Raw genomic sequence first — 26,999 nt, forward strand, 5'->3', positions numbered from 1 at the left:
AGCCCCTATCCATTTCCCGTACGCCCGATATTGTTCACCCCATGACTAGTACTCCGCGTATTTTGCATGCCGCAACCGGTTCAACTCTGACCGCTAAAGGCTGGGGACAAGAGGCCGCCCTGCGCATGCTTCATAACAACTTAGATCCAGCTGTTGCAGAACATCCCGAGAACTTAGTTGTTTATGGCGGAACTGGAAAAGCAGCACGAAACTGGCCATCCTTTGATGCAATAGTAAAAAGCCTCACCAACTTAAAAGATGATGAAACGCTTCTGGTTCAATCAGGTAAACCAGTTGGAGTCTTTGCAACGCACGAATGGGCGCCGCGAGTTCTGATAGCAAATTCAAACTTGGTTGGCGATTGGGCCAATTGGCCAGAATTTCGTCGCCTAGAACAACTTGGCTTAACTATGTACGGGCAGATGACTGCCGGTTCTTGGATTTACATTGGAACGCAAGGAATTTTGCAAGGCACGTACGAAACCTTTGCAGCAGTTGCACAGAAGAGATTTAACGGAACCTTGCAAGGCACGCTAACCCTGACCGGCGGTTGTGGCGGAATGGGCGGCGCGCAGCCACTTGCTGTGACCATGAATGGCGGCGTCTGCTTAATTATCGATATTGATAAGTCACGTTTGGAAAAGCGAATTCAGACTCGTTACTTAGATGAAATTGCCGACAACATCGACGATGCAATTGAGAGAGTTCTTAAAGCGAAGAATGCGCGAGTTCCGCTATCTGTTGGGCTTGAAGGTAACGCCGCTGAGTTATTCCCGCTCTTGCTCAGCATGGATGTACCAATTGATATCGTCACAGATCAAACTTCTGCACACGATCCTTTCTCATATATACCTGCTGGCGTTGATGTTCACGCCGCAGCACAGATGGCGAAAGATAACCCCGAAGATTTCACTAAGCGCTCACAAGCATCGATGGCAAAGCACGTTGAAGCAATGGTTGGCTTTATGGATAAAGGCGCAGAAGTTTTTGATTACGGTAATTCAATCCGGGATGAAGCCCGCCAAGGTGGCTATTCACGAGCCTTTGCCTTCCCAGGCTTTGTTCCCGCATATATCCGCCCACTTTTCTGCGAAGGGAAAGGACCGTTTCGATGGGTAGCGCTTTCAGGAGATCCAAAAGATATCTATCGCACAGATAAAGCTGTTCTAGATCTATTTCCAGAAAATGAAGGTCTACATCGCTGGATCACAATGGCGCAAGAGAAAGTCGCCTTCCAAGGCTTGCCAGCACGTATCTGTTGGTTGGGTTATGGCGAAAGAGATAAGGCCGGACTTGCCTTCAATGATTTAGTTGCACGTGGTGAAGTCTCTGCACCGATTGTTATTGGTCGCGACCATTTAGATTGCGGTTCTGTCGCATCTCCATATCGCGAAACTGAAGCGATGCTCGATGGTTCAGATGCAATCGCAGATTGGCCGCTGCTAAATGCGATGGTCAACATTTCATCTGGCGCTTCATGGGTTTCACTTCACCACGGTGGTGGCGTTGGTATGGGACGTTCAATCCACTCTGGTCAAGTCTCTGTTGCCGATGGCACAAAGCTGGCGGCACAAAAACTAGAGCGCGTATTAACAAATGATCCAGGTATGGGAGTTATTCGCCATGCAGATGCTGGTTATGACATCGCCATTGATACTGCCAAGGAACGCCATGTTCATGTACCGATGCTGGATATTGAATGACCAGCACGCTCCTTTTCAATATCGGGCAACTAGTTACAAATGATCCGCAGCACGATGGTACCAAGCTCGGGGTAATTAACGATGCCGCGTTGTTGATTGAAGATGGCGTTGTTGCTTGGGCTGGGCCTAACGCCGATGCACCAACGCATCACATCAAACGTAAGATCGATGCTCACGGCAAGGCAGTTATCCCTGGTTTTGTAGATAGCCACACACATATGATCTTCGCGGGAGATCGCAGTAAAGAATTTCGCGCACGGATGCTGGGGGAGAGCTACACAGCAGGCGGCATCGCCCACACCGTTGAACAAACTCGCAGCGCTAGCGATGAGGCGCTCACAAACAATGCGAAATCACTATTAAATGAGGCTTATTCATCAGGCACCACAACTATCGAATGTAAATCAGGTTACGGGTTAACTGTTGAAGATGAGCGGCGCTCACTTGAAATTGCCCAGAGTTTTACCGAAGAGACAACTTTCTTGGGTGCACATGTTGTTCCAGTTGAATATAAGAAGAACCCAAAAGATTATGTGGATTTAGTAACCGGTCCGATGTTGGATGCAGTGCTTCCATACTCAAAGTGGATCGATGTATTTTGCGACAAAGGCGCATTTTCAGTAGATGATGCCCGCACAATTCTTAAGGCCGGCATGGCGAAAGGTTTGCAACCACGCCTACATGCCAACCAACTTCAAGAAGGCCAAGGAGTTCGCCTCGGAGTTGAACTAGATGTTGCTTCCGTTGACCATGTCTCGCACCTAAGCGAGAAAGATATCGAAGCGCTTTCAACATCAAATACTGTGGCAACACTTTTGCCTGGCGCAGAGTTTTCAACCCGATCGGCTTATCCAGATGTTCGCCCGCTTTTAGAAGCGAGCATCACCGTGGCACTTGCCTCTGACTGCAATCCCGGAAGTTCTTACACAACGAACATGCCATTCATTATCGCGATCGCAGTTCGCGAGATGCATTTCTCACCAGAACTAGCTTTATGGTCGGCAACGATGGGAGGCGCAAAGGCGCTACGCCGCGACGATATTGGACATCTCTTTGAAGGTGCGCGCGCTAACTTTTCGATTCTTTCTGCAGATTCGTATATCCACTTGGCATATCGCCCGGGTGTTAACTTAATAGAACAGGTGTGGCGCGATGGCCTCCAAATCAAATAGAACAGTAACTCTTTCAACCTCAGGAGTAACTTTCGCCGATGTTATTGATGTTGCCAGATACGGCGCCAAAGTTGAACTTTCAAAGCAATCTATCGATGCCATCAACGCTTCCAGAAAATACATTGAAGAGTATGCAGCTGGAGGAATCCCGGTTTATGGCGTATCTACTGGGTTTGGAGCTTTGGCTAACCGCCATATTGATGTGGCAGATCGTGCACAATTGCAGAAATCGCTAATTCGCTCGCATGCCGCAGGCGTTGGCCCAGCAGTTGAGCGCGAAGTTGTCCGGGCACTTATGTTCTTGCGACTTAGAACAATGGCTTCCGGCCGCACCGGTGTTCGCGTTGCGCTAGCGCAGAGTTATATCGATTTCTTAAATCATGGAATCACTCCAGTTGTTCCAGAGTTTGGATCACTGGGATGCAGTGGAGATTTAGCGCCGTTATCTCATTGTGCACTTGCGCTAATGGGTGAAGGAAAAGTCCATGATGCAAACGGTGTTGAAATGCCAACGATGCAGGCGCTTGATGCTGCAGGAATTAAACCGATCGAACTTCAAGCTAAAGAAGGTCTTGCGCTAATTAACGGCACCGATGGAATGCTCGGAATGTTGATCATGGCATGTGCTGATCTCGAACAGCTTTGCGCAGTTGCCGATATAACAACTGCCATGAGCATCGAAGGGTTACTCGGTACTGATCGAGTGTTTGCCCCCGATCTACATGCACCGCTGCGTCCGCAGGTTGGCCAAGCGGTAAGTGCTGCAAATATCTTTGCAATGCTTAAAGGCTCGGGCATTGTTGCCTCACACCGCGAAAATGATTCACGCGTACAAGATGCTTATTCGCTTCGCTGCGCACCTCAAGTTGCGGGCGCTGTCCGCGACACTATTTCCTACGCTTCAACTATCGCCGAGCGCGAACTCGCATCAGCGATTGATAATCCTGTCGTACTCCCTGATGGACGCGTTGAATCCAACGGAAACTTCCACGGAGCACCTGTTGCTTATGTATTAGATTTCCTTGCAATTGCCGCTACAGATTTGGGCTCAATTGCAGAACGTCGCACCGACCGCGCACTTGATCAACATCGTTCTGCCGGTTTGCCACCATTTTTAGCGCACGATCCTGGAGTTGATTCAGGGCTAATGATTGCGCAATACACACAAGCAGGTTTAGTTAGCGAGAACAAACGCCTTGCAACTCCTGCCAGCGTTGACTCGATTCCGTCATCTGCAATGCAAGAAGATCATGTATCTATGGGTTGGTCGGCTGCGCGTAAATTACGCAAAGTTGTTGATAATCTCGCTCGCATCTTGGCTATCGAACTCGTTACTGCAGCGCGCGCCATTGAACTTCGCGAAGGTTTGAGCCCATCACCTGCAACAGGTCGAGTTGTTAAAGAGTTGCGAAAAGTAGTTCCGGGAGTTGGGCCAGATCGTTTCTTATCTCCAGAACTTGAAGCGGCGACAACGTTGGTTAATTCAGGATCAATCGTTAACGCTGCAAGAGAAGTTGTTAAAGAACTTATCTAGTAGCAAATCCTGCGGCTGCCTCAAGAACCAAGAGAGCAGCTAAGCGCAAGGTGCGTTGATCATCTGAATCAGCGGCAGCATCGATTTCCGTAATGTCGATTGCGCGAACTCGCTTATCAGCACCTAATAGAAGCGCTGCTTGGCGCAGTTCATCTGCAGATATTCCACCAGGCATTGCCGCTGGGCACGCCGGAACGACGCTGCGATCACATACATCGACATCTAGATCAACATAAATCTCACGCCCGTCAGCGCCAGCGATTTCTAGCGCTTTCTTTAATACATCAGCAATGGTCATCTCACGCAATTGCCCACGAGAAAACACAGTTATGCCATTTTCTTTAGCACGCTGGCTGTACTCGGCGCTATTAGCAAAGTCGGCAATACCAATTTGCACAATGTTTTTTCCTGGCAAACCAGCCTGAATCAATTGCCAAACAGGAGATCCATTTGATTGGCCATCACGAAGATCGTGGTGTGCATCAAAAGTGATCAAGCCGATCTTTGATAAGTCTGGCCATAAACCAGATGCAACTGAGTAGGTAATGGAGTTATCGCCACCAAGTGCAATTACTAACTTGTGTTTTGCCAATAATCCACTCACAAAAGCACCAACTCGTGCGACGCCTTCAGGACCATCTGGTGAATCAATATTGCCTAAATCAATAAATGATTGACCGCTTAAATCAACGCCTTGCGAAGTTGAATAAGTTGAGTAGCGAGCCAGCGCACTTCTAATTGCATCTGGAGTTTGATCTGCGCTAGTCGGCGAAATAGAACCTTTATGTGCCGGTACTCCAACTAATGCGATATCTGAGCTCGGGTCAGACGACATTAATAAAGTATTGGCGCGCTTCCACTTTGGATCATGCGGCAGATTTGCGCTCATCATTTGCTAATCGTAAGGCTTTATTCTTGGACTACAATCATGCACGAAGAGTCGCCCGGATCACCGCGTTGTAGCAATACACCGAGGAAAGTCCGGACTTCGCAGAGCAAGGTGGTGGGTAACGCCCACCCGGAGAAATCCGCGGGATTAGTGCCACAGAAAATAGACCGCACATGCAAATGTGTAAGGGTGAAACGGTGGTGTAAGAGACCACCAGTATTTGTAGTGATGCAGATAGCTTGGTAAACCCCACCTGAAGCAAGACCACGCAGATGGCGTTTGAGAACTGCTCGTTCGAGCCATCGGGTAGGTTGCTTGAATCTGTAAGTAATTACAGATCTAGATGGATGGTGATCCGTTCGCAAGAACGACAGGATCCGGCTTACAGGGCGACTCTTCTTTACATTTAGTTACTACGAGTAACTTCATTAATGTGTCATAATTCAGTAACGCTTGTTTGGTAGCAAAAGGGACTTGGTTAAATACCAAGTCCCTTTTGCTTTACTGCAAATGGCCTAGTTCTATGCAATAGTTCGAGCACGGTGGTTTGGTAGTAAATGGGAGTTGGCGTCATGCCGGCTCCCTTTTGCTTTTTATAAAACTTTATACACAGGTGACTTACTCACTTCTCTTTAGCGCCAGCTTTAGATCTAACTTCGCTCCCGTGTTGGGGGCGTGTTGTAATTGGCAGCCTGGTCGTTTACCAAACAAGCGGAGCGGGTTCGAATCCCGTCGCCTCCACCACAGTCTTAACTGTTTCAATTCGATCTATTGGTAATGGTCAAATGAGTTGGAGTAGATTTGCATGGGAGGGCCTCGAGAGATCGGGGCCTTTTCCAATTTCCCGACTTTTAGGCCGACTCTTCTTTATTAGTGATTTGTGGAATGATTTCCTATATGACCAGAGTTCTTCTTACAGGTGCAAGTGGCTATATTGGCAAACACATCACACTCCAGCTTCTCAATCAGGGATATGAAGTTCGTGCTTCAGTCCGCAAGCTTTCAAAGTCATCAGAAGTTCGCGATGCAGTCGCGCCGCATCTTTTAGAAATTTCATACCTAGATTCTCGTCTAACATTTATTGAACTCGACCTTGAGAAAGATTCGGGTTGGAATTCTGCCCTCAAAGATATTGATGTGTTGATGCACACTGCATCGCCCTTTCCACTCACTTCGCCCAAAGACGAGAATGATTTGATCCGCCCTGCAGTCGAAGGCACTTTGAGAGCACTACGTGCTGCAAAAAATTCTGGAGTCAAGCGAGTAATTCTGACTTCATCGGTCGCGGCAATCTATGGCCGTGAGTTAACTTCTGGCGCTTTGGCCTATGACGAAACAATGTGGACAGATGTTGAGCATCCAGTTGGGCGTGTGGCTTATACAAAGTCTAAGACTTTGGCTGAAAAGGCAGCTTGGGATTTCATCAAAAGTGAAGCTCCTGAAATTGCCCTGACAACCATTAATCCAGTTCTAGTGCTTGGTGCACCTTTAGATAAGAACTTTGGTTCATCAATTTCGCTTGTGGAAAGAGTATTAAACGGAAGTGATCCGATGTTGCCAGATCTAAAATTTGCAATCGTAGATGTACAAGATGTTGCCAAGATGCATGTTTACGCAATCAAGAGTGAAAATACAAAAAACGAACGCATAATCGCTTCCTCAGAAACCAGATCATTTGTTGAGATAGCGAAGTTTTTAAAGAGCTTGTATCCAAAGAGTAAGGTCAAGTCAGCGCAGGCGCCCACATTCATTATTCGCTTGCTTTCACTATTCGATGGTTCTATAAAGCCGATTCTGCCTCAACTAGGAAAGCCCATGAATGTTAGTGGGTCCAAGGCTCAGCGCTTGTTGAACATTAGCTTTATTCCTGTTGAAGTCACCTTAAAAGAATCTGCGGATTATTTGATTAAGAATGGCTTTATCAAAGGCTGATCCGGCCTAAAGGGCGACTCTTCTTTAGATAATCAGATTTTCTTTGGCCTTCTTGGCGGCTTCACCTCTGCCACTTACGCCTAATTTTTTATAAATATTTCGCAGGTGAGTTTTCATCGTGTTCTTCGAGATGTGCAGAATTTGGCCAATTTCTGAGATCGAATTCTCCGATACTAGGTATCTCAAGACTTCAATCTCGCGCCCTGTTAGTTGTTCTCCAGTAAATTTCATTAACCGGTTACGTTCTTGAATCCGGTCAATCGCCAACCTGCTTAAGGACTCCAACCAGATTGACTTCTTCGTAGAAGATAAATCGATGATTGCTTCCAGAGTTGAATTCTCTTGCCGTAGGAAGATTTCTTGCGCCCCGACCTCTTCGCCTTTGGCAAGAGCGATCTTGAGGTACTCACGCTGTTTCTTTGCACCTTCATCTTTTATTTTAGCCAGAGCCAAATTCTTCCTAATTACCTCGTGAGGCGTATTTTCTGAGAGTTTCTTTATCTCGCTCACATCACTGAGTTTTGAATTTCTTAAAACACTTTTACCCAGCTGTTGTAAGTATTGAATTTCTGGATTTCGCTTAACAATCGTGTCGATTCTGCCCAGATCCTTTGACTGATTCTTTGCTAGTAATTCTCCCAAATCGACTAACCAGGTCATCGCCTTTAGATCTGGATCAAGTAGAAGTTCATTCCTCAATCGAGCGACCTTTGTTGAAATTTTATCTTGGCTATTAGGAATACGTGACAAAATTCTAATCTCACCAACTAGGCAAAGATAGTTGATAAAGATCATCCTATTTTCCTGAGCCTCTTTTCCTAACTTCACCATTTCATCAAGTGCTTCGTCAATCATTGAAAATTCATATAGGCAGCGGATTAATACAAATCTACAATCAAACGGTGATGCGATTCCAACTCGACCAGAAGCCTCTTCAAGTGCAATTGTGGATTTGGCTAACTCGTAGGCTTTCTTATACTCACCTTGCGAGAGTAATTGCATAGATTTAATCGCAGATTTGGCTTGATCTAAAACACTTAAGTTATCGGGATTATCGATGTGCAAAATATCTTCAGCGCATTCATTTAGCTTATTAGTATCAGATGTAACCAGAGCGATACAAGCAACTAGCCGAATCAATCGGCCCCTATCCATCGGATCTAACGTTCCACTTTTAATTGGAGAATTGATTGAAATTTCGGCGTGTTTTAGCGCTAATTGATGGTTACCGCTATGAAAATTCACATATGCTCGACAGAGATTGCTTATCTGATCTACCCAGACTTCAATCGGATTACCTTTAGTACTTTTCTCTAGTTCATCGAGCAAGGTGGTGCATTTTCTAAAATCCAAATCAATCAAATTGCCAATGGCTTCAAATCCCCTTGCCATGAACAAGCTATTTTCTGATTCATCAAGAGAGCTCTTTGCATACTCGATGAATTCTTTTCCTTGTCCAGTTAGCGACAACTCCGCCATTCGGGTTAAGTAGAGGCGATAGAAAAAATCTAAATCATTCTTTTCAATCGCAGTCTCAATAATTTTTTGGACGCTGCTGGCAAAGCCCGGGAGGGGTGATTTGGAAGCGTCGCTACTCACCCTCCTAGGGTGAGGCATTTAGGGAGTTTTTTATAGGTGATTCTCAGCGTAGTGGGGTGATAAAAAGGGGCGATTTGTCAGTCACCCCGCTGGGTGAGGCTCTGGCTTACGGAGCGAGAGGTCTTCTACGATTTAGCAATGGCTGAGAAAAAGGTAATGGGTCCGGCATCTTACTTTCCATCCATAGAGAAGAAGTATGGAAAGCCGATCGAACATTGGATGAAGGAACTCAAGAAGGTTTCCAAGCTTGCTCACATGGAACAGGTGGCGCACCTGAAGGAAAAGTTTGAAATGGGACACGGCCATGCAAATGCAATCGTGGCGGTATTTCGACAAAAGAACGGCCTGTAATTAATTGACTCACAAGATCTACGAGATGCCAGTGGCGTCGGTTTATGTTCACTATGTAAACAAGGTAGTCCGAAAAGATCGGACTGAGGATGAGCTAATTGAGGTTATCAAGTGGCTGACAGGGTTCGACAAAAGAACTCTGAAAAAGCATCTTAAAGATGAAATTACATTTAGAGAGTTCTTCAAAGAGGCCAAGATTAATCCGAAAGCCAAACTGATCACAGGAAGTATTTGTGGCGTAAAAATTGCTGAAATTGAAGACCCACTGATGAAGAAGATTCGCTACATGGATAAGTTGGTCGATGAACTAGCCAAGGGCCGACCAATGGAGAAGGTCCTTCGCCAAGTTTGATAGCCGAGTGTTTAATTTGCGAAGCTTTAAATATCACCATAGACTTTCGCGAAGTTAAGGGGAGTACCTCGCTAACGCACCTTCGTCAATACGGATAGAAGTTATCCCGGAGTTGCGACCACATTGTGGTGAGGGAGACCTTGGCAGTATCTGCCCCTTTAACGAATAGGTTTAATAAACATGGATGTAACACTTTTAACTTGGACTGTAGTTATTGGCGTAATCACTGCGCTGATCGTTATTGATCTACTCACCGTAAGTCGCAAACCCCACGATGTAATGTTCAAAGAGGCGGCAATCTGGTCGATCTTCTACATCGGCGTCGCCATTGCTTTTGGAATCTGGGTCTGGCAAAGTGCAGGTTCGCAATTTGGAACTGAGTACTTTGCCGCTTATCTCGTTGAGAAATCGTTATCTGTAGATAACTTGTTTGTATTCATAATCATCTTGGCTCAATTCAAGGTGCCATCAATATTCCACCAAAGAGTGTTGATGTTTGGCGTCATTCTTGCGCTCGTTCTCCGCGCAATCTTTATCGCAGTTGGTGCAGCAGCGCTAGCCGCCTTTAGCTTCACATTCGTGATCTTCGGTGCAATTCTTATCTGGACCGGCGTTGGCTTATTCAAGCACTGGGATGAAGACCCTTCACCTGAAGATAACGGCATGGTGCGCACCATCAGAAAACGTATTGCTATGACTGATGAATACGACGGTTCGAAGATATTTACGCGTCAAAATGGCAAGCGCATCGCCACACCTATGTTCTTGGTGATGATCGCTATCGCATCAACCGATCTACTTTTTGCGCTGGATTCAATCCCAGCGACTTTCGGTGTTACACAAGAGCCATTCTTGGTCTTTGCAGCTAATGCATTCGCGCTTTTGGGCTTACGCGCCTTGTACTTCTTGCTCAAGGGGCTGCTAGATAAGTTGGTTTACCTATCTCTTGGTCTGTCAGTAATTCTTATGTTTATCGGAATTAAGTTGATCCTGACTTATTTGCACGAAACCTGGACTGAGATTCCTAAGATCCCAACCGTTGGCAGCTTGGCTGTAATCGGTTTAATTCTGCTGGTTTCAACGGTGGCGAGCTTTATAAAGGTAAAGCGAGATCCACAGGCGCAGGCTCATGCTGGTCGCGTTACTTCAGGAAAGCATCCCGAAGTTAATAACCAGGAGTAGTTTCGAATGAGAGAATTTACTGAGCCATTATGGCGTCGTGAACGTATTGCGCTAACCCGCGCACGCGGCCGTCGTAATACTCTTTAAATCTCTTATCCTCAAGATACATAACAGCCAGATTTTTTTGCATTTCAGGAGAGCATTCGTAGAACCATTTTGAAATCGCATCTCTATGGGCGATAACTGCAGCTTGTGTTTTTTCAGATTGAATATCTAGCCCATTGCCAAAGGCATACACAAAGAGTTCGGTGGCAGCTTCTTGGTCTATCTTGGCTTTTCTAAAATCTTCTTTTGAGTATTTCGAAGTTTTCGCTTGGGACTGTTCATATGCGGCGGTAGTTCCCCATCGCGCTTGCACTTCATCATCGTATTCAGACATGCCTAATTCTAACCTCAACTCGTTTTTCGTAGCCTTTCTCTTGGGGTATATGTAAACTCGCGCCATGAAGTTTATAATTTTTGTAATTGATGATTTAACTAATTCTGGAACTCCGGCTGAGATGGTCGAAATAAATGCATTCAACGACAGTCTGCGCGCCAATGGCCAATGGATTTTCGCTGGGGGATTAAGTGCGCCCGAAAATGCGAGCGTGATTGATAATCGCGGCGATGCAGGTATCGATACGGGCAAACCTCTATTCGATGCAAAGGAAAATTTCAGCGGCTTCTGGTTGATTGAGGCGGCAAATCTGGAAATTGCTAAAGATTTGGCTTTCGCCGGTTCCAAAGCTTGCAACCGCAAAGTCGAACTTCGCCCACTTCTTTAGCGCATCGGATACAAATGAACATGCTTAGAAAGATTCTTCCAATACTTGGATTGGTAATTGGAGCGCTAGCGCTAGTTTCTGGCGAAGCCGATGATTCACCTGGACTACAGGGTCTGGGTTTGGCGCTGATACTTTGGATTAACTATCGATTTTGGAAGAAACGCCAGCAATCAAAGGGGTGAAAACACCCATTCTCGTATCAGTTGCTGAGACTCAAGGATCTGGCCTGGTAGAAGTTTTGATAGAGTCCAAATCATTAAGCGTTAGTTAGAGGAGTGCAAAATGTCTGAAAATTCAGGTAAGTGTCCAGTTGTTCACGGTTCAAATACCAAAGTTGGCGCATCTAATGTCAACTGGTGGCCAAAGAATTTAAATCTAGATATTTTGCATCAGCACGATACAAAATCTAATCCGCTCGGTGAAGATTTTGATTATCACGAAGAGCTAAAGACGCTCGACTTTGCAGCGCTCAAAAAAGATCTTCACGCGTTAATGACAGATAGCCAACCTTGGTGGCCTGCGGACTGGGGACATTACGGCGGCTTAATGATTCGTATGTCATGGCATGCCGCCGGTACTTACCGCACGACCGATGGTCGTGGTGGTGGCGGAACTGGAAACCTTCGCTTTGCACCACTTAACTCTTTTCCAGATAACGTAAACCTCGACAAAGCTCGTCGTATTCTCTGGCCGATTAAGCAGAAGTACGGAAACAAAGTTAGCTGGGCAGATCTATTGGTTCTCGCCGGAACAATCGCATACGAGTCAATGGGTCTAAAGACATTTGGTTTCGGTTTTGGACGTACTGATATTTGGCACCCTGAGAAAGATATTTACTGGGGTCCTGAGACCGAATTCTTGGCGCCAAGTGATGCGCGCTATAAGGATGTTAAAGATGCCAGCACAATGGAAAATCCATTAGCAGCAGTTCAAATGGGTTTGATCTACGTAAACCCTGAAGGCGTAAACGGAAAGTCTGATCCATTGCTGACTGCTCAACATGTTCGCGAAACATTTGCGCGTATGGCGATGAATGATGAAGAAACAGTTGCGCTAACAGCAGGAGGTCACACCGTAGGAAAAGCACATGGAAACGGTGATGCTTCACGACTCGGACCAAGCCCAGAAGGTGCAGACATCTCTGAAGCAGGTCTTGGCTGGATGAACCACACAACTCGCAGCATTGGCCGCGACACTGTTTCAAGTGGAATTGAAGGAGCTTGGACTACGCACCCAACTAAATGGGATGGCGGATACTTCGAACTTCTCTTTAAGTACGACTGGGAGTTAAAGAAATCTCCAGCGGGAGCAACGCAATGGGAGCCAATCAATATTGCCGAGGAAGATAAGCCGGTAGATGTTGAAGATCCATCAATTCGCTATAACCCAATGATGACTGATGCCGATATGGCGATGATCAAGGATCCGATTTATCTTGAGATCTCAAAGCGTTTCCACGCAGATCCTGCCTACTTCAGCGAAGTCTTTGCGCGCGCTTGGTTTAAGTTAACCCACCGCGATCTTGGCCCAAAGGTGAATTACTTTGGACCAGATGTTCCAAAGGAAGATTTAATTTGGCAGGATCCAATTGCTCCTGGCTCAACTTCTTACGATGTTGCAGCAGTTAAAGCAAAGATTGCAGCGACAGGAATTTCCGTTTCTGATCTTGTTGCAACCGCCTGGGATAGCGCTCGCACATTCCGAGGTTCAGATAAGCGCGGAGGCGCAAATGGATCTCGTATCCGTCTTGCACCTCAGAAAGATTGGCAAGGCAACGAACCAGCGCGTTTGGCGAAGGTACTTGCAGCTCTTGAACCAATTGCAAAAGAATCAGGTGCGAGCATCGCCGATGTAATTGTCTTGGCCGGAAATGTTGGAGTTGAAACTGCAGCTAAGGCTGCTGGCTTTGATATCACCGTTCCATTTGCAGCAGGTCGTGGAGATGCAACAGCAGAACAGACAGATGGTCATTCATTTGCACCACTTGAACCAATTCACGATGGATTCCGTAACTGGTTGAAGCAGGAGTACTCAGCTAAGCCTGAAGAACTACTCCTTGATCGCGCTCAACTTATGGGGCTAACTGCGCCAGAGATGACCGTGTTAATGGGTGGCATGCGTGCACTTGGAACAAACTACGGTGGAACTAAGCATGGTGTGTTCACGGAAAAAGTTGGAACGCTTAATACCGACTTCTTTAGCGTGCTAACCAGCATGACCTACATCTGGGAGCCAGCAGGCGAAAACATTTATAACTTACGCAATAGAACAACTGGCGAAGTTAAATTCACTGCAACTCGCGCTGATTTGGTCTTCGGATCTAACTCAATCTTGCGTGCATACGCTGAGGTTTATGCCCAGAGCGATGGCCAAGCGAAGTTCGTTAAGGACTTTGTAAAAGCCTGGACAAAGGTGATGAACGCCGACCGCTACGACCTAAAGAGATAAATTACTTATCTGGATTAGGAACAGTTACATCTCGAACAAATGCTTCGAGATCGTTTACTGATTGTAAGAAGCCTCGCAAAGTTCGAAGAGTTGCACCGAAGTTGGTGAACTGATCGATCTTAAGTCCGTCGACGTCATACATTTTGTTGAACTCTGGCAGCGTCTGAAGTGTCTTTAGAATCGTTGGGTCAACTGACTCTTCGATGCTATTTAAATTCGGAACAAGCTCTGCTTTATTGATCTTTACCTGCCAAGCATATGGAGGTGAGATAACAGAGTCTCCACCAAGAATTTGGCTCCAATGCATGTGATTGCGGAAGGCTGCAGATAACAAACGAGTGCGATAGCCACGCTCTTTGTAAACCTGGTGTGCGTGCTTAAAGACGGCAACGCCGGCCCACTCCATAACGCCTGGATCGATCATGGCGCCAGATTTTTCTGCTGAAACCTTTACCCAGTCATCAACGCGACCAACCATGATCGTGCAGACCGGACCCATCTGTGAGATATCTAAACCTTCTGCTTCACGGCGCTTAAGACCGCGCTCAATCGCTTCGGCTACTGCAATAGTTTGTGCAACCGAGAATGAAACAGTCGCATTCAAACTCACGCCTTGGTAGGTAGCTTCTTCAAATGCGCTAATCGCCTCTGAAGTAACCGGAATCTTCACAATAATATTCTTGGCTAACTTTGAAAACACCACTGCTTGTTCAGTTAGAGCCTTGGCATCACGGAAGTTACGTGGATCTGTCTGAATAGATAGACGACCATTTCTTCCATTTTGCTTTTCAAACTCTGGCTCAAAGATCTTTGCCGCATTGATCGAAAGTTCCTCAAACATTGCCCAACCAATTTGATCATCTGTGGCAGTCGGGTTGTTCTTGGCATATTCCTTAATGCGCCCTACCCAATATTCCTTATCGGCTTTAATCGCACTGAGTGCGATGACCGGATTACATGTCGCTCCTACGATTCCCCAAGTAAGTGCATCCTTTAGCTCTTTCGGATCAGCAGAGTCATTCCAAAGTACTGTCTTGGAATTTTCTTTCATATACAGGAAAGGTGATTGAGTCATATTTCTATCTTAGTAGATTCCGCCTTTATGCCATAAAGTTTCAACTATGAACTTTGAAATGCGCCCTTACAAGCCAGAAGAATTTGAGCGCGCCTGCCAAGTTCGCGGCCTTGAAACCAGCGAAGCGCAACAGAGATTTAAAGCGCGCTTTGATTCCTCAGGTACCTGGCTTGATCACTATCTGCATTTTGCCCTATTGCGAGATGGGAAATTGATTGGCGATATTCAGCTACGCCATTGCGACAAAACGATGCCTGACGGATCCGGTCATATTGGGCTTGATATTGCAGAAGATGAACGTGGCAAAGGTGCCGGAACTGCCGCACTTAACTTGGCGTGGGAGTGGGCTGTTGCCAATAGTTTTCATCGTCTAGAAGGATCTACTTCCGAAGAGAATGTTGCAATGCAGAAAGCCTTTGAAAAAGCTGGCTGGGAGTATGAAGGCAGACTTAAAAAGTTATTTATGCATGATGGCGTTGCCGAGGATTATTTGTCTTTCGCAAAAACTATCTAGTCAGTAGCCATCTCTTTCGTTCACTTTCCGAAAACTTCTCAATCGAATAACGCAGCGCCGTTCTGGGCATTTGAGTGCAATATTCCTGCAAGAAAGTCCTGAGTAAACCAGGATCTCGTTTACCCATCTCACGTAAAAGCCAACCGACCGCCTTGTGCATTAAATCGTGTTTGTCTCCAAGGTGGCGCTCTGCCATTTCGTAAGTTGGTTCGAGATCGCCAGCGCGAAGAAAGGCGAAGGTAAAGACGACAGATACGCGACGTTCCCAGAGAGATTTACTCTTGGCCAACTTATTTAGGACCGCCATGGGATCTTCTATCTGAAGCAGATACTCGCCCAAAGTAGGAGCAGTCACATCAACTAAATCCCAGTTGTTAATGTTGCCAGCTTTCAGCTCCTTTAGATAGAAGTTGAAGAACTTCTTCTTCTCATTTAAATCTCGAGATCTCTTAAATTGATTTGTAAGAATAATCAGCCCACAGAGTCGAACCTCGTGTATATCTGAATTGGTAAGTTTTGCGATCTCATTGAGAGGCAACTCTTTGAATCGTGCAGCGACTTTGCGAGTCTGCGGTACAACAACGCCAATGAAGATATCGCCTTCGGCGTAGTCCCCGGGGCCGGTCTTAAAGAAGCGTTGCAGCTCGGCGGCTTTTCCAACAGATGACAGGGCTTTGAGATCTGCAATGACCTGTTTTGCGCTCATATCTAGATTCTATTCGCTATTCTTTTAGTTAAGAACTTTTGGCTTTACTAATTCGGTTATGGGGTAGCGATGTTTGAGGCGATTTTTCTCGGCGCGCTCCAAGGGTTAACTGAATTTCTCCCGATCTCATCTAGCGCACATATTCGTATCGCCGGAGAGTTATTTGGAACGAACGCCGATCCTGGCGCGACATTCACTGCGATAACTCAAATCGGTACCGAACTTGCCGTACTTATCTATTTTCGCAAAGATATTGTTCGGATAATCAGCGCATGGTTTAGCCAAGTTTCTCGTAAACAGCTACTGGCTGCTGAAAAAGCTGATGCGCGATTAGGTTGGTTGATAATTATTGGCACATTGCCGATAGTTGCCTTGGGATATTTCGGTCAAGAGATAATCCGGAATGATTTCCGCTCACTCTGGCTAATCGCTACGACCTTGATTGTTTTCGGAATAATTCTGGGGATCGCAGATAAATATGGAAAGACAGAGCGCCAACTCCATCAGTTAACTCCTGTGCATGGCGTTCTATATGGATTTGCGCAATCACTTGCACTTATCCCAGGTGTATCCCGCTCCGGTGCAACTATCGCAATGGGTCGATTTATGGGCTACAGCCGTGAAGCAGCGCTGCGTTATTCATTCTTGCTTGCACTACCAGCAGTCTTTGGCAGTGGCCTTTACGAGTTAAACGGTGCGCTTGGTGAGAGTGCATCTGAGCGAGTCTTTTCACTTCCAGAAACTTTTGTGGCGACTGCAATTGCATTTGTAACTGGCTACGCAGTGATCGCTTGGTTGTTAAAATATGTGACAACTAAGAGTTTTGCCCCTTTCATTCTCTACCGAATCGCTCTGGGTTCATTATTAATTCTCCTTCTCTCACTAGGGGTTATCTCATGAGCGCTAATTGGTCGGGCACTGTAAATTTTCGAGATGCGCAGCGGGTAGCACCAACGTCAGTTGAGGAGCTACAGGAGTTTGTCTCCAATTCTGCACGAGTTCGTGCACGTGGCAGCGCGCATTGCTTCAATGACATTGCAGATACTTCTGCAACGGCGATCACCTTTGAGAACATGCCTTCAGATATTGATATCAATAAAGAGAAGAAAACTGTCCGAGTTCCAGCAGGAATGAAATACGGAGAGCTAGCAGTTGCTCTACACGATCGAGGCTGGGCGATACATAACATGGCTTCGCTTCCTCATATATCTGTTGCTGGTGCTGTTGCGACAGCAACCCACGGATCTGGCGTTGGAAACGGTAATCTTGCGACAGCGGTTGAAAGCCTAGAACTAGTTTTACCTGATGGATCGCTCAAGCGAATTTCTAAAGGCGATGCAAGTTTTGAAGGTTCTGTAGTCGGCCTAGGTTTAACTGGCGTTGTAGTTAATTTAGATCTGGCAATTGAGCCGACATTTAATATTGCACAAACTGTTTATCGCGGAATGTCTCGCGAAAGTTATGCCGCAAACTTAGATGAAATCATGAGCCTTGCCTACAGCGTTAGTTACTTCACCACCTGGGCTGCTGCAGGCGGGGGAGAAGTCTGGGCAAAGTTTAAAGCTGGAACTACTGCACCAACAGACTTTTTTGAGGCGTATCCAGCAACATCAAACCGACATCCACTGCCAGGGCTTGATCCAGAACCGTGCACCGAACAGATGGCTGTAAGTGGACCATGGCATTTGCGTTTGCCGCATTTCAAGATGGAGTTCACCCCAAGTGCTGGTGATGAAATTCAGAGCGAGTTCTTCGTTGCACGTAAAGATGCACCTGCGGCGATCGCTGCACTTGAGAAAATTGCGCCACAGATAAATGAGATTCTCTGGGTAACCGAGATCCGCGCCATTGCCGCAGATGATCTCTGGATGAGCCCGCACTACCAGCGCGACTCAATTGGAATTCATTTTACGTGGAAGAAAGTTGATGCGGTCTATGAAATGGTTAAAGTTGTCGAAGCAACGCTTGCGCCATTTGGCTATCGCCCACACCTAGGTAAGGTCTTTTCGGCTAGCCCTGATTACTTTAAATCGGTTATGCCGAAGTTCGATGATTTCAAGAAGCTCGTAACGGAAATAGATCCAACTAATAAATTTGGTAACGAGTTCACTAATCGGCTGATCGGCCGTTAAATCTCGAGTTTGTAACCTAAGCCTCGGATTGTATGAATAATCTTGGGATTTGCTGGATCTTCCTCGATTTTCGCGCGCAAGCGCTTGATGTGTACATCCAAAGTTTTGGTATCGCCGAAGTAATCATTACCCCAGACGCGATCAATCAACTGGCTACGAGTCAGAACTCGGCCGCTATTGCGCATTAGAAACTCAAGAAGCTCAAACTCTTTGAGTGGGAATGTGACCGCGACTGAATTAACTGTTACTTGGTGCTTATCCAAATCCATGCGCACTGAACCAGCAGTTAAGAGTGCACCTTCTTCGATTCCAGCGCTCTCTCCAGAGTTACGGCGCATTACCGCTTTCATTCGCGCCAGCAATTCTCGCGAAGAGTATGGCTTTGTTACGTAATCATCGGCGCCTAGTTCCAGCCCGACGACCTTATCGATCTCAGAATCTTTGGCGGTCAACATAATTATCGGTACTTGTGAAGTTGAGCGAATTACGCGACAGACTTCAGTACCAGAAACCTCAGGAATCATCAGATCTAAAAGAATCAGATCTGGATTAAAGGTTTGGAAGCGCTCAATTGCTTCGGCGCCATTTACCGCTACTTCGACTTCATAGCTCTCTTTTTTAAGAAGATACGCCAGAGCATCGGAGAAGGAGATTTCATCTTCAACAATCAGAACTTTTGTCATGCTTCATCCTCTTTAATTGATTGAATTGGAAGCCGGATTGAGAATGTGCTTCCCACATTCTCTGAACTCCAGACTGAAATTTCTCCGCCGTGCTTTGAAATGATGTGTTTAACAATTGATAACCCCAAACCGGTTCCACCGGTCTCGCGTGATCGAGCAGGATCTACACGATAGAAACGTTCAAAAATTCTTTCAATTTCAGCATCGGCGATACCGATTCCTTGATCTGCCACTGAAACGGTCACAATATTCTGATCAATACTTGTACTTACAGAAACTTGAGTATCTGGTGGTGAGTAATTAACCGCATTCTCAATCAGATTATGAACCGCCATAGTTAGCTGCTCGCGGTCTCCCAAAACACGACAATCAGCACCTTCAGCAAACGTTAGAGCGATTTTTCTAGAATCCGCGGTAGTTCGGCATTGGTCTAGCGCTTCTTTCAATAAGTCATTAACCGAAAGCGACTGTGCTTCTTGCAGTGGATCAGAATCTTGAACGCGGGAGAGTTGAATAATCTCTTGCACCAAATCAGTTAAACGTTTTGCTTCAATTTGCATTCGGCTAGCAAATTTAGTTACCGCTTCTGAGTCATCCTTGGCGCCGAGCACCGCTTCACTAAGCAAAGAGAGAGCGCCAATTGGTGTCTTTAGCTCATGGGAAATGTTTGCCACAAAATCTCTACGAACTTCATGGACACGTTGTGCTTCACTTTCGTCACGAAGCAGTACAAGTACTAAGTTGTCTTCGGAAAGTGGAATTACATTTACTGTGATCTCGCGCTTTCCTTCACCAATTGGCCCGCGTGCAATCTCAACGGTGCCGGTCTGCTTTAAATTTGTACGTCGAACAACACGGATCGAGGCCAGGAGCTCTTCACTCTGAATTCGGCCATCTTTCAAAACTCCAAGATTTTCTGCTTCGTCGTTGGCATATACGGGGATCTCACCCGGGGCGAGAATAAGGCTGGCGCCATCGAGCTGGCTTAGGGTTCTGAGCAATAACTCAGGCAGTTCACGCCCGTCGTGTTCAGCCAAACTCTTCTCGCGGCGCCACATGTCTAAACTCTATAGCCCCAGCGCATCTGATTCTAAGCAGTTCACCTTGCGTTAACCATCTCTTGGGCAGCCGTTAATCCCTTGCGCCTAGCGTGCGCACCATGCCTTTAATTAGATCTACATTCCAGGACGAACTAGATGGCGTCTCCCAAACTCTCTTTGACCTAAGCGTCATGGTCTCCGACTCAATGGCGAAAGCAACTCGCGCCATCATGGAGAAGAATTTGCCGCTTGCCGAAGAAGTCATTTCTTTTGACGAGAACATCGACACCATCCAACATGATTTAGATGCGCGAATTATCGACATCATTGCGCGTCAACAACCAGTGGCGTCAGATCTTCGCGCACTAATTACCGCGCTGCGCATGTCTGCAGACCTAGAACGTATGGGAGATCTTGCACATCACGTTGCGAAGATTGTGCGCTTGCGCCATCCAGAGCCAGCCGTGCCGGATGCCGTATTGAAATTGGTTGAAGCTATGGGTGTTGCCGCAGAGAAAATCGCAACAAAGACCGGAGTCGTTATTTCAACTCGCGACACCGTGATGGCTGCTCAGCTTGAAAAAGACGACGACGAAATGGACTTGCTCCATCGCCAATTGATCTCAGCTCTAATCGCTCCAACTTGGGAACATGGAGTTGAAACTGCCATTGATTTAACTTTGCTGGGTCGCTACTACGAGAGATATGCAGATCATGCGGTTTCAGTTTCACGCCGCGTAATCTTTTTGGTAACTGGAAAGTTTGCCTAAAGTGTCACAAACAAAAACGATTCCAAGCCCTCGAGAACTTTCAACCGAACCCCGTCGTTCGGATAAGGTATTTCGTGGAATTGTTACTAGTGGAGGTCTTTCTTCGCTAGTAATTTTAGGATTGATTGCGCTCTTCTTGTTCTATCGCGGCTATGAAGTCTTGCGCGAAGAAGGCTTGAGCTTCATAACAAGTGCAGATTGGTCGATCACGCTCGATGAGTCGGCCAATGTTGTCGAAAGTAATTTTGGTCTTTCTGCAATGCTCGTTGGAACCATTCTCTGTGCGCTGGTTGCCGTTGTAATTGCTGTGCCAATCTCGGTTTTTTCAGCTCTATTTTTGAACTTTTACGCACCACAGTGGATGAAGAAGATCCTGGTTGCGGTCATCGACATGATGGCTGCCTTTCCTTCAATTCTCTTCGGTATCTGGGGCTTCTTAGTTTTAATGCCTAGCGTTGAATACTGGGGAAAGCTAATAAACAAGTACTTAGGTTGGATTCCTCTCTTTGAAGTAAATCCATATTTCTTTACGCGCTCACCATTTGTTGCAGGTGTAGTTCTGGCGATCATGATCATTCCAATCATCACATCTGTCTCACGCGAAATATTTGCCCAGGCACCGCTTGATCGAATCCAAGCAGCATTTGCACTTGGTGCAACTCGTTGGACAATGATTAAAGCCGTTGTGATTCCGCATGGTCGAAGCGGTGTAGTTGGTGGAGCGATGCTCGGCCTGGGTCGCGCAATGGGAGAAACTGTCGCCGTATTTACAGTGCTAAATATTGTCTTCCAGATTAACTGGTATGTCTTGCTTGGCGCAGGTGGAAACGTTGCATCGCTAATTATTCTTAAGTTCAACGAAGCTAGCGAGTATGAAATCAAAGCTCTAATGGCTGCTGGTTTGGTGCTCTTCTTCCTTACTCTTTCAGTAAACGCAGTCGCAAATGTGATTGTTAAGCGAACAGGAAAGTCCGGACGATGAGCGCTGTAGCTACTCCACAGAAGCCTTGGGCGAAGAAGCCTGCTGATCGCATTCGCGAGATCTCATTTCTTATCGGCTCGTTAGCTTTCTCGTACGGATTTGTTGCCGCAACCGAGATGAAAGGAAAGTTGGCCTACGGCTTTATCTTCTTCGTGGCTTATGCAGTGCTTTCATCTACTTACTCTTTTCTTACCAGAGGCGCACCCGCGGCCAAAGATGCTTTTGTTAGAACACTCGTTGCCTTAGGCGCAGTCTTAACAATCATTCCAATCGGCAGCATTCTCTTTACTGTGCTCCAAAAAGGCCTGCCAGGCCTGCATTTCGGGTTACTTAGCAATGACATGTCTATGGCAACTTCGACAGATCCAATTGCCACAGGTGGCGTCTTGCACGCAATCACTGGAACGCTAACTTTGGTTGCACTTGCCTTGGTAATGAGCGTTCCGCTTGGAATTTTGACAGCGCTTTATCTAACTGAAATTAAGGGCAAATTTGCTGGACCAATTAGATTCTTGGTTCAAGCAATGTCGGGTGTCCCTTCAATTGTCGCCGGCCTCTTTATTCTCTCTGCCGTTCTCTATCCAATAACAAAAGGTTTTTCTGCGTTGATGGGCGCTTTAGCGCTGACTATCTTGATGATCCCAACGATTGCTCGAACATCAGAAGAAGTTTTATTGCTTATTCCAAATGATCTCCGTGAGGCCGGGACAGCATTAGGCGGAACTCAGTGGCGCACGGTTGCAATGATCGTCCTGCCCGCAGCGCGAAGCGGATTGATGACTGCAGTGATTTTGGGTGTTGCTCGTATCGCTGGCGAAACCGCCCCACTCCTATTGTTAACAGGTGGTGGCGACAAGGTAAATCCAAATCCATTTAACGGCTCGGTTGGATCTCTTCCTTATTACATCTGGAAAGCCTTTAACGCTGGTTCTCCTGAAGCGATTACACGCGCTTGGGCGGGGCTATTAGTTCTGATGATTCTAGTTTTGCTCCTCTTCACAGCAGCACGCGCCCTAACTTCACGAAAGGTTTCCTAATGATCCAGACTCCGGAAAGTGAGAAAGAAATGTCAACTCCTGCGCAACCTAGTTCGCTAGCAAGTGTGGCTAATGCAAAGGCGCCACGGACTCAAGCCAGCACCGCGCAAGGCACTGGTCTAGAAACTCGCGGCATTCACGCCTGGTTTGGAAAGAACCACGTTCTCTCAGATATCAACCTAGATTTCACAGCAGGATCAGTGACAGCGCTGATCGGACCTTCTGGTTGCGGCAAGTCAACATTTATCCGCACGATCAACCGCATGCACGAATTTATTCCTGGCGCAGCGATGGCAGGTGAAGTACGACTCGATGGCAAAGATATTTATGCACCGGGCGTTGATGTTACGAAGATTCGTCTACAGATCGGCATGGTTTTCCAGAAGCCAAACCCATTCCCATCAATGACTATCGGTGAGAACGTACTTTCTGGTTTAAAGCTGGCGCAACTTAAGGTAGATAACAAGGAAGAACTTCTTGAGTCTTGCTTAGTTCGTGCTGGGCTTTGGAATGAAGTAAAAGATCGTCTTGATGCACATGGTGGATCACTCTCTGGCGGTCAGCAGCAGCGTCTCTGCATCGCTCGTGCGCTTGCAGTAAGCCCGCAGGTACTTCTGATGGATGAGCCTTGCTCGGCTCTTGATCCAGGATCAACCTTGCGCATTGAAGAAACCATCCGCGAACTCTCAGATTCAATGACAATCGTGATCGTGACTCACAATATGCAGCAGGCAGCTCGCGTATCTGATTACACAGCATTCTTCTTATCCGATGGTGGACCTGGCGAGATGATCGAAGTCGCCCGCACAAGTGAGATCTTCTCCCAGCCAAAGGATCAGCGCACGGAAAATTACGTCACCGGCCGCTTCGGTTAGTAGTTACCTGCTGTTCACCTAAAGGTTGACCAACGTTTGCCTCAAAGAACCAAGTAGTTAACCCGGGATACATAGTTTTCTCCTTGTTCGTCACCTATTTCAAACAAGGGGAAATTAATGAAAGTTTCAATGCTCGCAAAATCTGCAGCAGTAGCACTTGCCTTTGGGTTGGTAACTTCAACTCCAGCTCACGCAGTTGATCTATCAGGTTCAGGCGCATCATTTCCTGCGCTTCTAATCGAAGCTTGCAAGGCTCCATTTGCAACAGCTTCAGGACATTCATTTACATACGCATCATCTGGTTCAGGTGCAGGTCGCACGAACTCAGATAGATCTGTCGGAGATTTCTGGTTCTCAGATGCAGCACACACAGCAGCAACCAAGCGCGCGAGCATTATTCACGCACCAGTAGTTGCAGCACCAATTGGAATTCTTCACAATCTTCCATCACGTAACACACTTTCACTTTCAGCATCGACAATCGCTGGAATTTTCTCCGGAGCAATCACACGTTGGAACGATCCAGCGATCGTGAGAGATAACAACCGTGCATACGACAAAATTGTCTACAAGACAAAGAATGGCGCTGTGGTTAAGGATTCAAAGGGCGACCCAATCGTTGCCAAGAAGATCGCAACTACAACTCGCTACACACTTCCAGATAAGCCAATCAAGGTTGTCTACCGTTCAGATTCATCAGGTACAACAGAGAACTTCACTAACTACCTAAATAAGTCAGCCCCAACAGTTTGGACTAAGGCTAAGGCTGCAGTCTTCACAACTTCATTCCCAGGAAATATCAACTCACCCGAGAACTTGGGCCGCATCGTTGGTGCTGCATCGTCAACTGGTGTTTCACAGCTTGCTGGAAAGACACCTTACTCAATCACATTCGCTGAAGTTAATTACGCTGTTGCAAATAGACTCAAGGTTGCAAACGTAATTAACCCAGCAGGCAATGCTGTTGAGCCAACATCAGTAACAACATCTGCATTCTTGTCACAGGCAACAATTGATGCCAACGGAATCATGTCATTTGATTACGCGACAAAAGAGGCTGGTGCCTACACGCTAGGTATTGTCTCGTACATGTTGGTTGATACAAACTACCCAGATAAGAACAAGGCGGCTGCTGTTAAGTCACTTGCATCATTTATCTTGAGCCCAGCATGCGCTAAGGACAAGGGAGAAGCACTTGGCTTCAGCGTTCTAGATGGTGAATTCCTAAAGAAAGCTCAGTCACTAGTAGCAAAGATCGGTTGATTTTTAACCTATCCACGAGGGGAGAACGGCCAGGGAAACCTGGCCGTTTTTCTTTTCCCCTAAACTCAACTCATGCTTATCCGCCTAGCAACACCTGAAGACACATCAGATATTCACCGCTTGATATATGAGCTTGCGGTCTACGAAAAAGCACCTGATGAGATGGTTGCAACGATTGAGCAAATAGAGCAATCCTTATTTAACAGCCACCCAGTTGCCTTCTGTCACGTTGCTGAAGTTGAAGGAAAAATTGTTGGCATTGCGCTCTGGTTCTTAAACTACTCAACCTGGCTCGGCAAACCTGGCATTTATCTAGAAGATCTCTTCGTGCAGCCGGAATATCGCGGCCATGGAATCGGTAAAGGATTTATGAAGACCTTGGCTCAGCTCTGCGTTGAACGCGGCTATGAGCGTTTCCAATGGTGGGTGTTGGATTGGAATGCCCCATCAATTGATTTCTACAAATCACTTGGTGCTGTGGCGATGGATGACTGGACTGTCTTTAGACTGTATGGAGATGCGTTAAAGAAATTTGCAAGCCAGGCGTAATTACTTCTTTACGACTCTGTAACTCTTTAGCGTTGGATCAGTGGCGTAAGCAATGCGAACGCCCGCTTTTTGAGAGGCACTTAGCCCGCTAACAATCTGCTCTGTTAGAACTTCACCTGGAGCAACAACTGCCACCCCTGGTGGATATGGAGCGATGAGATCTGCTGAGATCCGACCAATCGCATCACTTGAGCTAACCATTTCGGTCTTTGCAAAATAAGCATCACGCATCGAAGTTGCAATCTGTGGCACAACTGACCAACTAAGCGCGGTTGCGCTCTGTCGAGGTGCGTTCTGTAATTTTTTAAGAATTGGTACTAGCGTCATGGCAAGTGCCTGGAAATCTTCTTTGGTATCGGCCAAGGTTGCTAAGAAAACTATGGTGTCGTTATCTGCCATTTCAACGCGAATGCCTTGCGCAATCAGCGCGCGCTCTATTTCTACCCCTGCAGCGCCAAGTTGTTGCACGCGAAGCACGATCTTTGCCGGATCGAATCTTCCCGCAGGAAAGTCACTTGGATTTAAGAAAATTGGTAGGTCAAAGTTTGCCTGTACCGCTAATTTAAATTGCGCCACATTTTCAATCAGGGCGCCTAGTAATTCAGGGCCGCGAGTTTGTAGCAGCGCCCTCACGGCATCAATTGATGCCAGGGGGGCACCAGCTGGAGAAGTCGTGTGCGTAGTTTCAAAGCTCTGCTCAAGTCTTTCGGCGCTAATAAATTTAGTTTTAGCAAGCAGCAACGCAGAGGCGCTATATCCAGGCAGCGCCTTATGAACGCTAGTAATTAAAGCATCTGCACCCTGTGCAATAACGTGCTGTGGCAGGTCGGGATGGAATCCAAAATGTCCACCCCAAGCGGCATCAACGATTACTGGGATTGATTTTTCATGCGCTGCGGCAATTAAAGGTTTTAAGTCAGAGAGTGTTCCGAGATAACCAGGTTCGGTTAACAAAATTGCGATTGGGCTCTCTTTGAGAACGCGTTGTAATTCAGTTACGGCAATTCCAATTGGCACACCTGAGGCGCCATCAAGTTCGGGGTTCATCCAAATTGGTTCAAGCCCTGCAAGTACTAACGCGCTGAGAACTGAGCGATGAGCGGTGCGCGATACCGCAACTTTATCTCCAGGTTTTCCAAGCGCCAGGATCACTGCTTGATTGGCGTGGGTTGAACCACCTGTTGAAAAACGGGCAAAATCTGCGCCCCAGAATTGCGCTGCAATCTTTTCTGACTTTGCCAAAATCTGATTGGTTAATTTGATTTCATCTAAGCCACCGTAAAGTGGAATATCAGAATCAACGACGGCGCCTAATCCGACATCAATTTGGGAGGCTCTTTGTTTATGTCCAGGGATTGTGAAGGGAGTGTGATCTGCCTCAAAGTAAGTCAGGTATGCATCAAGCAGCGGAGCGCTGCGACGTAGTTCATTTCTCTTCTCCACT

General features: G+C 46.6%; 27 protein-coding genes and 1 other RNA gene. 20 read left to right on the forward strand and 8 right to left on the reverse strand.

The features are described from left to right. Window positions 1–41 precede the first annotated feature (41 nt). The 3 genes from hutU to hutH are packed head-to-tail and all read left to right on the forward strand — an operon-like array spanning window position 42 to window position 4,409. Window positions 42–1,703 carry a urocanate hydratase gene (gene hutU, locus A1s21148_RS01625; RefSeq protein ID WP_095670755.1) on the forward strand — a complete coding sequence of 554 codons (1,662 nt, stop codon included), beginning with the start codon at window positions 42–44 and terminating at the stop codon, window positions 1,701–1,703. Further along, window positions 1,700–2,875: an imidazolonepropionase gene (gene hutI / locus A1s21148_RS01630; RefSeq protein ID WP_095670756.1), complete on the forward strand. Its 1,176-nt coding sequence runs from the start codon at window positions 1,700–1,702 to the stop codon at window positions 2,873–2,875. Before hutU ends, hutI begins: the two co-directional genes overlap by 4 nt. Further along, window positions 2,856–4,409 (forward strand): histidine ammonia-lyase, encoded by a 1,554-nt coding sequence (gene hutH / locus A1s21148_RS01635; RefSeq protein WP_095670757.1) that lies wholly within the window; start codon window positions 2,856–2,858, stop codon window positions 4,407–4,409. Before hutI ends, hutH begins: the two co-directional genes overlap by 20 nt. Here the strand turns inward: hutH and A1s21148_RS01640 are convergent. Continuing rightward, window positions 4,402–5,301, reverse strand: a complete 900-nt coding sequence (locus tag A1s21148_RS01640; protein ID WP_190276901.1) for an agmatinase family protein — start codon at window positions 5,299–5,301, stop codon at window positions 4,402–4,404. The two genes, hutH and A1s21148_RS01640, sit on opposite strands and share 8 nt — an antisense overlap. A gap of 44 nt (window positions 5,302–5,345) precedes the next feature. Between A1s21148_RS01640 and rnpB the strand changes: the two genes are divergently transcribed. Beyond that, an RNA gene (gene rnpB, locus A1s21148_RS01645) (RNase P RNA component class A) lies at window positions 5,346–5,699 on the forward strand. 496 nt (window positions 5,700–6,195) lie between these two features. Continuing rightward, entirely contained in the window at window positions 6,196–7,230 is a 1,035-nt protein-coding gene (locus A1s21148_RS01655; protein ID WP_223299406.1) for an SDR family oxidoreductase, read from the forward strand. A 24-nt stretch (window positions 7,231–7,254) separates the two neighbouring features. Here the strand turns inward: A1s21148_RS01655 and A1s21148_RS07540 are convergent, their stop codons facing one another. Continuing rightward, window positions 7,255–8,709 (reverse strand): response regulator transcription factor, encoded by a 1,455-nt coding sequence (locus tag A1s21148_RS07540; RefSeq protein WP_223299407.1) that lies wholly within the window; start codon window positions 8,707–8,709, stop codon window positions 7,255–7,257. 258 nt (window positions 8,710–8,967) lie between these two features. On the opposite strand from A1s21148_RS07540, the gene A1s21148_RS01665 reads away from it, so the two are divergent. From A1s21148_RS01665 to A1s21148_RS01675, 3 genes are all read left to right on the forward strand, one after another. Then, entirely contained in the window at window positions 8,968–9,180 is a 213-nt protein-coding gene (locus A1s21148_RS01665) for a DUF4287 domain-containing protein (RefSeq protein ID WP_095671791.1), read from the forward strand. A gap of 25 nt (window positions 9,181–9,205) precedes the next feature. Then, the gene (locus A1s21148_RS01670; protein ID WP_095670759.1) at window positions 9,206–9,532 is read left to right on the forward strand and encodes a DUF2200 domain-containing protein; all 327 of its coding nucleotides are present in this window, start codon (window positions 9,206–9,208) and stop codon (window positions 9,530–9,532) included. A gap of 180 nt (window positions 9,533–9,712) precedes the next feature. Next, on the forward strand, window positions 9,713–10,714 hold the full coding sequence (locus A1s21148_RS01675; protein ID WP_095670760.1) for a TerC family protein: 1,002 nt from the start codon (window positions 9,713–9,715) through the stop codon (window positions 10,712–10,714). A gap of 16 nt (window positions 10,715–10,730) precedes the next feature. Here the strand turns inward: A1s21148_RS01675 and A1s21148_RS01680 are convergent, their stop codons facing one another. After that, window positions 10,731–11,093 (reverse strand): TipAS antibiotic-recognition domain-containing protein, encoded by a 363-nt coding sequence (locus tag A1s21148_RS01680; RefSeq protein WP_190276903.1) that lies wholly within the window; start codon window positions 11,091–11,093, stop codon window positions 10,731–10,733. 64 nt (window positions 11,094–11,157) lie between these two features. On the opposite strand from A1s21148_RS01680, the gene A1s21148_RS01685 reads away from it, so the two are divergent. From A1s21148_RS01685 to katG, 3 genes are all read left to right on the forward strand, one after another. Further along, a complete protein-coding gene (locus A1s21148_RS01685) occupies window positions 11,158–11,481 on the forward strand; it encodes a YciI family protein (protein WP_095670762.1) in 324 nt (107 codons plus the stop codon). A 14-nt stretch (window positions 11,482–11,495) separates the two neighbouring features. Next, window positions 11,496–11,663, forward strand: a complete 168-nt coding sequence (locus A1s21148_RS07500) for a hypothetical protein (RefSeq protein ID WP_190276925.1) — start codon at window positions 11,496–11,498, stop codon at window positions 11,661–11,663. A 100-nt stretch (window positions 11,664–11,763) separates the two neighbouring features. Further along, a complete protein-coding gene (gene katG / locus A1s21148_RS01690) occupies window positions 11,764–13,929 on the forward strand; it encodes a catalase/peroxidase HPI (protein ID WP_095670763.1) in 2,166 nt (721 codons plus the stop codon). 1 nt (window position 13,930) lies between these two features. On the opposite strand, the gene A1s21148_RS01695 is transcribed toward katG, so the two are convergent. Continuing rightward, window positions 13,931–15,004, reverse strand: coding sequence for a transaldolase family protein (locus tag A1s21148_RS01695; protein WP_095670764.1), 1,074 nt, complete (start codon window positions 15,002–15,004; stop codon window positions 13,931–13,933). Window positions 15,005–15,050: 46 nt separating this feature from the next. Here A1s21148_RS01695 and A1s21148_RS01700 point away from each other — a divergent pair, with 46 nt between their 5' ends. Beyond that, window positions 15,051–15,518, forward strand: a complete 468-nt coding sequence (locus A1s21148_RS01700; RefSeq protein WP_095670765.1) for a GNAT family N-acetyltransferase — start codon at window positions 15,051–15,053, stop codon at window positions 15,516–15,518. Here A1s21148_RS01700 and A1s21148_RS01705 read toward each other — a convergent pair. Beyond that, window positions 15,511–16,224 (reverse strand): DNA alkylation repair protein, encoded by a 714-nt coding sequence (locus A1s21148_RS01705; protein ID WP_095670766.1) that lies wholly within the window; start codon window positions 16,222–16,224, stop codon window positions 15,511–15,513. The genes A1s21148_RS01700 and A1s21148_RS01705 overlap by 8 nt on opposite strands. A 69-nt stretch (window positions 16,225–16,293) precedes the next feature. Between A1s21148_RS01705 and A1s21148_RS01710 the strand changes: the two genes are divergently transcribed. Together A1s21148_RS01710 and A1s21148_RS01715 are read left to right on the forward strand one after the other, a co-directional pair. Beyond that, complete coding sequence (locus A1s21148_RS01710; protein ID WP_095670767.1) at window positions 16,294–17,124, forward strand: undecaprenyl-diphosphate phosphatase; 831 nt, start codon at window positions 16,294–16,296, stop codon at window positions 17,122–17,124. Beyond that, window positions 17,121–18,356 carry an FAD-binding protein gene (locus A1s21148_RS01715; RefSeq protein ID WP_095670768.1) on the forward strand — a complete coding sequence of 412 codons (1,236 nt, stop codon included), beginning with the start codon at window positions 17,121–17,123 and terminating at the stop codon, window positions 18,354–18,356. Before A1s21148_RS01710 ends, A1s21148_RS01715 begins: the two co-directional genes overlap by 4 nt. On the opposite strand, the gene A1s21148_RS01720 is transcribed toward A1s21148_RS01715, so the two are convergent. Together A1s21148_RS01720 and A1s21148_RS01725 are read right to left on the reverse strand one after the other, a co-directional pair. After that, a complete protein-coding gene (locus A1s21148_RS01720; RefSeq protein ID WP_095670769.1) occupies window positions 18,353–19,039 on the reverse strand; it encodes a response regulator transcription factor in 687 nt (228 codons plus the stop codon). The genes A1s21148_RS01715 and A1s21148_RS01720 overlap by 4 nt on opposite strands. Then, window positions 19,036–20,097, reverse strand: coding sequence for a sensor histidine kinase (locus A1s21148_RS01725; protein ID WP_095670770.1), 1,062 nt, complete (start codon window positions 20,095–20,097; stop codon window positions 19,036–19,038). The genes A1s21148_RS01720 and A1s21148_RS01725 overlap by 4 nt, the downstream gene beginning before the upstream one ends. A 101-nt stretch (window positions 20,098–20,198) precedes the next feature. Here A1s21148_RS01725 and phoU point away from each other — a divergent pair, with 101 nt between their 5' ends. From phoU to A1s21148_RS01755, 6 genes are all read left to right on the forward strand, one after another. Further along, window positions 20,199–20,849, forward strand: a complete 651-nt coding sequence (gene phoU / locus A1s21148_RS01730) for a phosphate signaling complex protein PhoU (protein WP_190276904.1) — start codon at window positions 20,199–20,201, stop codon at window positions 20,847–20,849. Between the two features lies 1 nt (window position 20,850). Next, window positions 20,851–21,831: a phosphate ABC transporter permease subunit PstC gene (gene pstC, locus A1s21148_RS01735; RefSeq protein ID WP_190276905.1), complete on the forward strand. Its 981-nt coding sequence runs from the start codon at window positions 20,851–20,853 to the stop codon at window positions 21,829–21,831. Next, window positions 21,828–22,868: a phosphate ABC transporter permease PstA gene (gene pstA / locus A1s21148_RS01740; protein WP_095670772.1), complete on the forward strand. Its 1,041-nt coding sequence runs from the start codon at window positions 21,828–21,830 to the stop codon at window positions 22,866–22,868. Before pstC ends, pstA begins: the two co-directional genes overlap by 4 nt. After that, window positions 22,868–23,743, forward strand: a complete 876-nt coding sequence (gene pstB, locus A1s21148_RS01745; RefSeq protein WP_095670773.1) for a phosphate ABC transporter ATP-binding protein PstB — start codon at window positions 22,868–22,870, stop codon at window positions 23,741–23,743. Before pstA ends, pstB begins: the two co-directional genes overlap by 1 nt. Window positions 23,744–23,860: 117 nt before the next feature. Continuing rightward, window positions 23,861–25,006 (forward strand): substrate-binding domain-containing protein, encoded by a 1,146-nt coding sequence (locus A1s21148_RS01750; protein WP_095670774.1) that lies wholly within the window; start codon window positions 23,861–23,863, stop codon window positions 25,004–25,006. A 72-nt stretch (window positions 25,007–25,078) separates the two neighbouring features. After that, window positions 25,079–25,555, forward strand: coding sequence for a GNAT family N-acetyltransferase (locus A1s21148_RS01755; protein WP_095670775.1), 477 nt, complete (start codon window positions 25,079–25,081; stop codon window positions 25,553–25,555). Here A1s21148_RS01755 and A1s21148_RS01760 read toward each other — a convergent pair whose 3' ends face one another. Then, a complete protein-coding gene (locus tag A1s21148_RS01760) occupies window positions 25,556–26,998 on the reverse strand; it encodes an aminotransferase class I/II-fold pyridoxal phosphate-dependent enzyme (RefSeq protein WP_095670776.1) in 1,443 nt (480 codons plus the stop codon). It abuts the gene before it with no gap. Between the last annotated feature and the right edge of the window lies 1 nt (window position 26,999).

It is taken from the genome of Candidatus Planktophila lacus (assembly GCF_002287925.1).
GTDB lineage: Bacteria > Actinomycetota > Actinomycetes > Nanopelagicales > Nanopelagicaceae > Planktophila > Planktophila lacus.

Excerpts from the sequence above, each read along its gene's own strand:
- pstB (WP_095670773.1), top strand. The coding sequence starts at position 22,868 with ATGATCCAGACTCCGGAAAGTGAGAAAGAAATGTCAACTCCTGCGCAA.
- hutI (WP_095670756.1), top strand. The coding sequence starts at position 1,700 with ATGACCAGCACGCTCCTTTTCAATATCGGGCAACTAGTTACAAATGAT.
- phoU (WP_190276904.1), top strand. The coding sequence starts at position 20,199 with ATGCCTTTAATTAGATCTACATTCCAGGACGAACTAGATGGCGTCTCC.
- A1s21148_RS01755 (WP_095670775.1), top strand. The coding sequence starts at position 25,079 with ATGCTTATCCGCCTAGCAACACCTGAAGACACATCAGATATTCACCGC.
- A1s21148_RS01720 (WP_095670769.1), bottom strand. The coding sequence starts at position 19,039 with ATGACAAAAGTTCTGATTGTTGAAGATGAAATCTCCTTCTCCGATGCT.
- A1s21148_RS01715 (WP_095670768.1), top strand. The coding sequence starts at position 17,121 with ATGAGCGCTAATTGGTCGGGCACTGTAAATTTTCGAGATGCGCAGCGG.
- A1s21148_RS01685 (WP_095670762.1), top strand. The coding sequence starts at position 11,158 with ATGAAGTTTATAATTTTTGTAATTGATGATTTAACTAATTCTGGAACT.
- A1s21148_RS01725 (WP_095670770.1), bottom strand. The coding sequence starts at position 20,097 with ATGTGGCGCCGCGAGAAGAGTTTGGCTGAACACGACGGGCGTGAACTG.
- A1s21148_RS01750 (WP_095670774.1), top strand. The coding sequence starts at position 23,861 with ATGAAAGTTTCAATGCTCGCAAAATCTGCAGCAGTAGCACTTGCCTTT.
- pstA (WP_095670772.1), top strand. The coding sequence starts at position 21,828 with ATGAGCGCTGTAGCTACTCCACAGAAGCCTTGGGCGAAGAAGCCTGCT.
- A1s21148_RS01675 (WP_095670760.1), top strand. The coding sequence starts at position 9,713 with ATGGATGTAACACTTTTAACTTGGACTGTAGTTATTGGCGTAATCACT.
- A1s21148_RS01665 (WP_095671791.1), top strand. The coding sequence starts at position 8,968 with ATGGCTGAGAAAAAGGTAATGGGTCCGGCATCTTACTTTCCATCCATA.
- hutU (WP_095670755.1), top strand. The coding sequence starts at position 42 with ATGACTAGTACTCCGCGTATTTTGCATGCCGCAACCGGTTCAACTCTG.
- A1s21148_RS01640 (WP_190276901.1), bottom strand. The coding sequence starts at position 5,301 with ATGATGAGCGCAAATCTGCCGCATGATCCAAAGTGGAAGCGCGCCAAT.
- A1s21148_RS01700 (WP_095670765.1), top strand. The coding sequence starts at position 15,051 with ATGAACTTTGAAATGCGCCCTTACAAGCCAGAAGAATTTGAGCGCGCC.
- A1s21148_RS01670 (WP_095670759.1), top strand. The coding sequence starts at position 9,206 with ATGCCAGTGGCGTCGGTTTATGTTCACTATGTAAACAAGGTAGTCCGA.
- katG (WP_095670763.1), top strand. The coding sequence starts at position 11,764 with ATGTCTGAAAATTCAGGTAAGTGTCCAGTTGTTCACGGTTCAAATACC.
- A1s21148_RS01695 (WP_095670764.1), bottom strand. The coding sequence starts at position 15,004 with ATGACTCAATCACCTTTCCTGTATATGAAAGAAAATTCCAAGACAGTA.
- A1s21148_RS07500 (WP_190276925.1), top strand. The coding sequence starts at position 11,496 with ATGAACATGCTTAGAAAGATTCTTCCAATACTTGGATTGGTAATTGGA.
- A1s21148_RS01655 (WP_223299406.1), top strand. The coding sequence starts at position 6,196 with ATGACCAGAGTTCTTCTTACAGGTGCAAGTGGCTATATTGGCAAACAC.
- A1s21148_RS01710 (WP_095670767.1), top strand. The coding sequence starts at position 16,294 with ATGTTTGAGGCGATTTTTCTCGGCGCGCTCCAAGGGTTAACTGAATTT.
- hutH (WP_095670757.1), top strand. The coding sequence starts at position 2,856 with ATGGCCTCCAAATCAAATAGAACAGTAACTCTTTCAACCTCAGGAGTA.
- A1s21148_RS01680 (WP_190276903.1), bottom strand. The coding sequence starts at position 11,093 with ATGTCTGAATACGATGATGAAGTGCAAGCGCGATGGGGAACTACCGCC.
- A1s21148_RS07540 (WP_223299407.1), bottom strand. The coding sequence starts at position 8,709 with ATGGCGGAGTTGTCGCTAACTGGACAAGGAAAAGAATTCATCGAGTAT.
- A1s21148_RS01705 (WP_095670766.1), bottom strand. The coding sequence starts at position 16,224 with ATGAGCGCAAAACAGGTCATTGCAGATCTCAAAGCCCTGTCATCTGTT.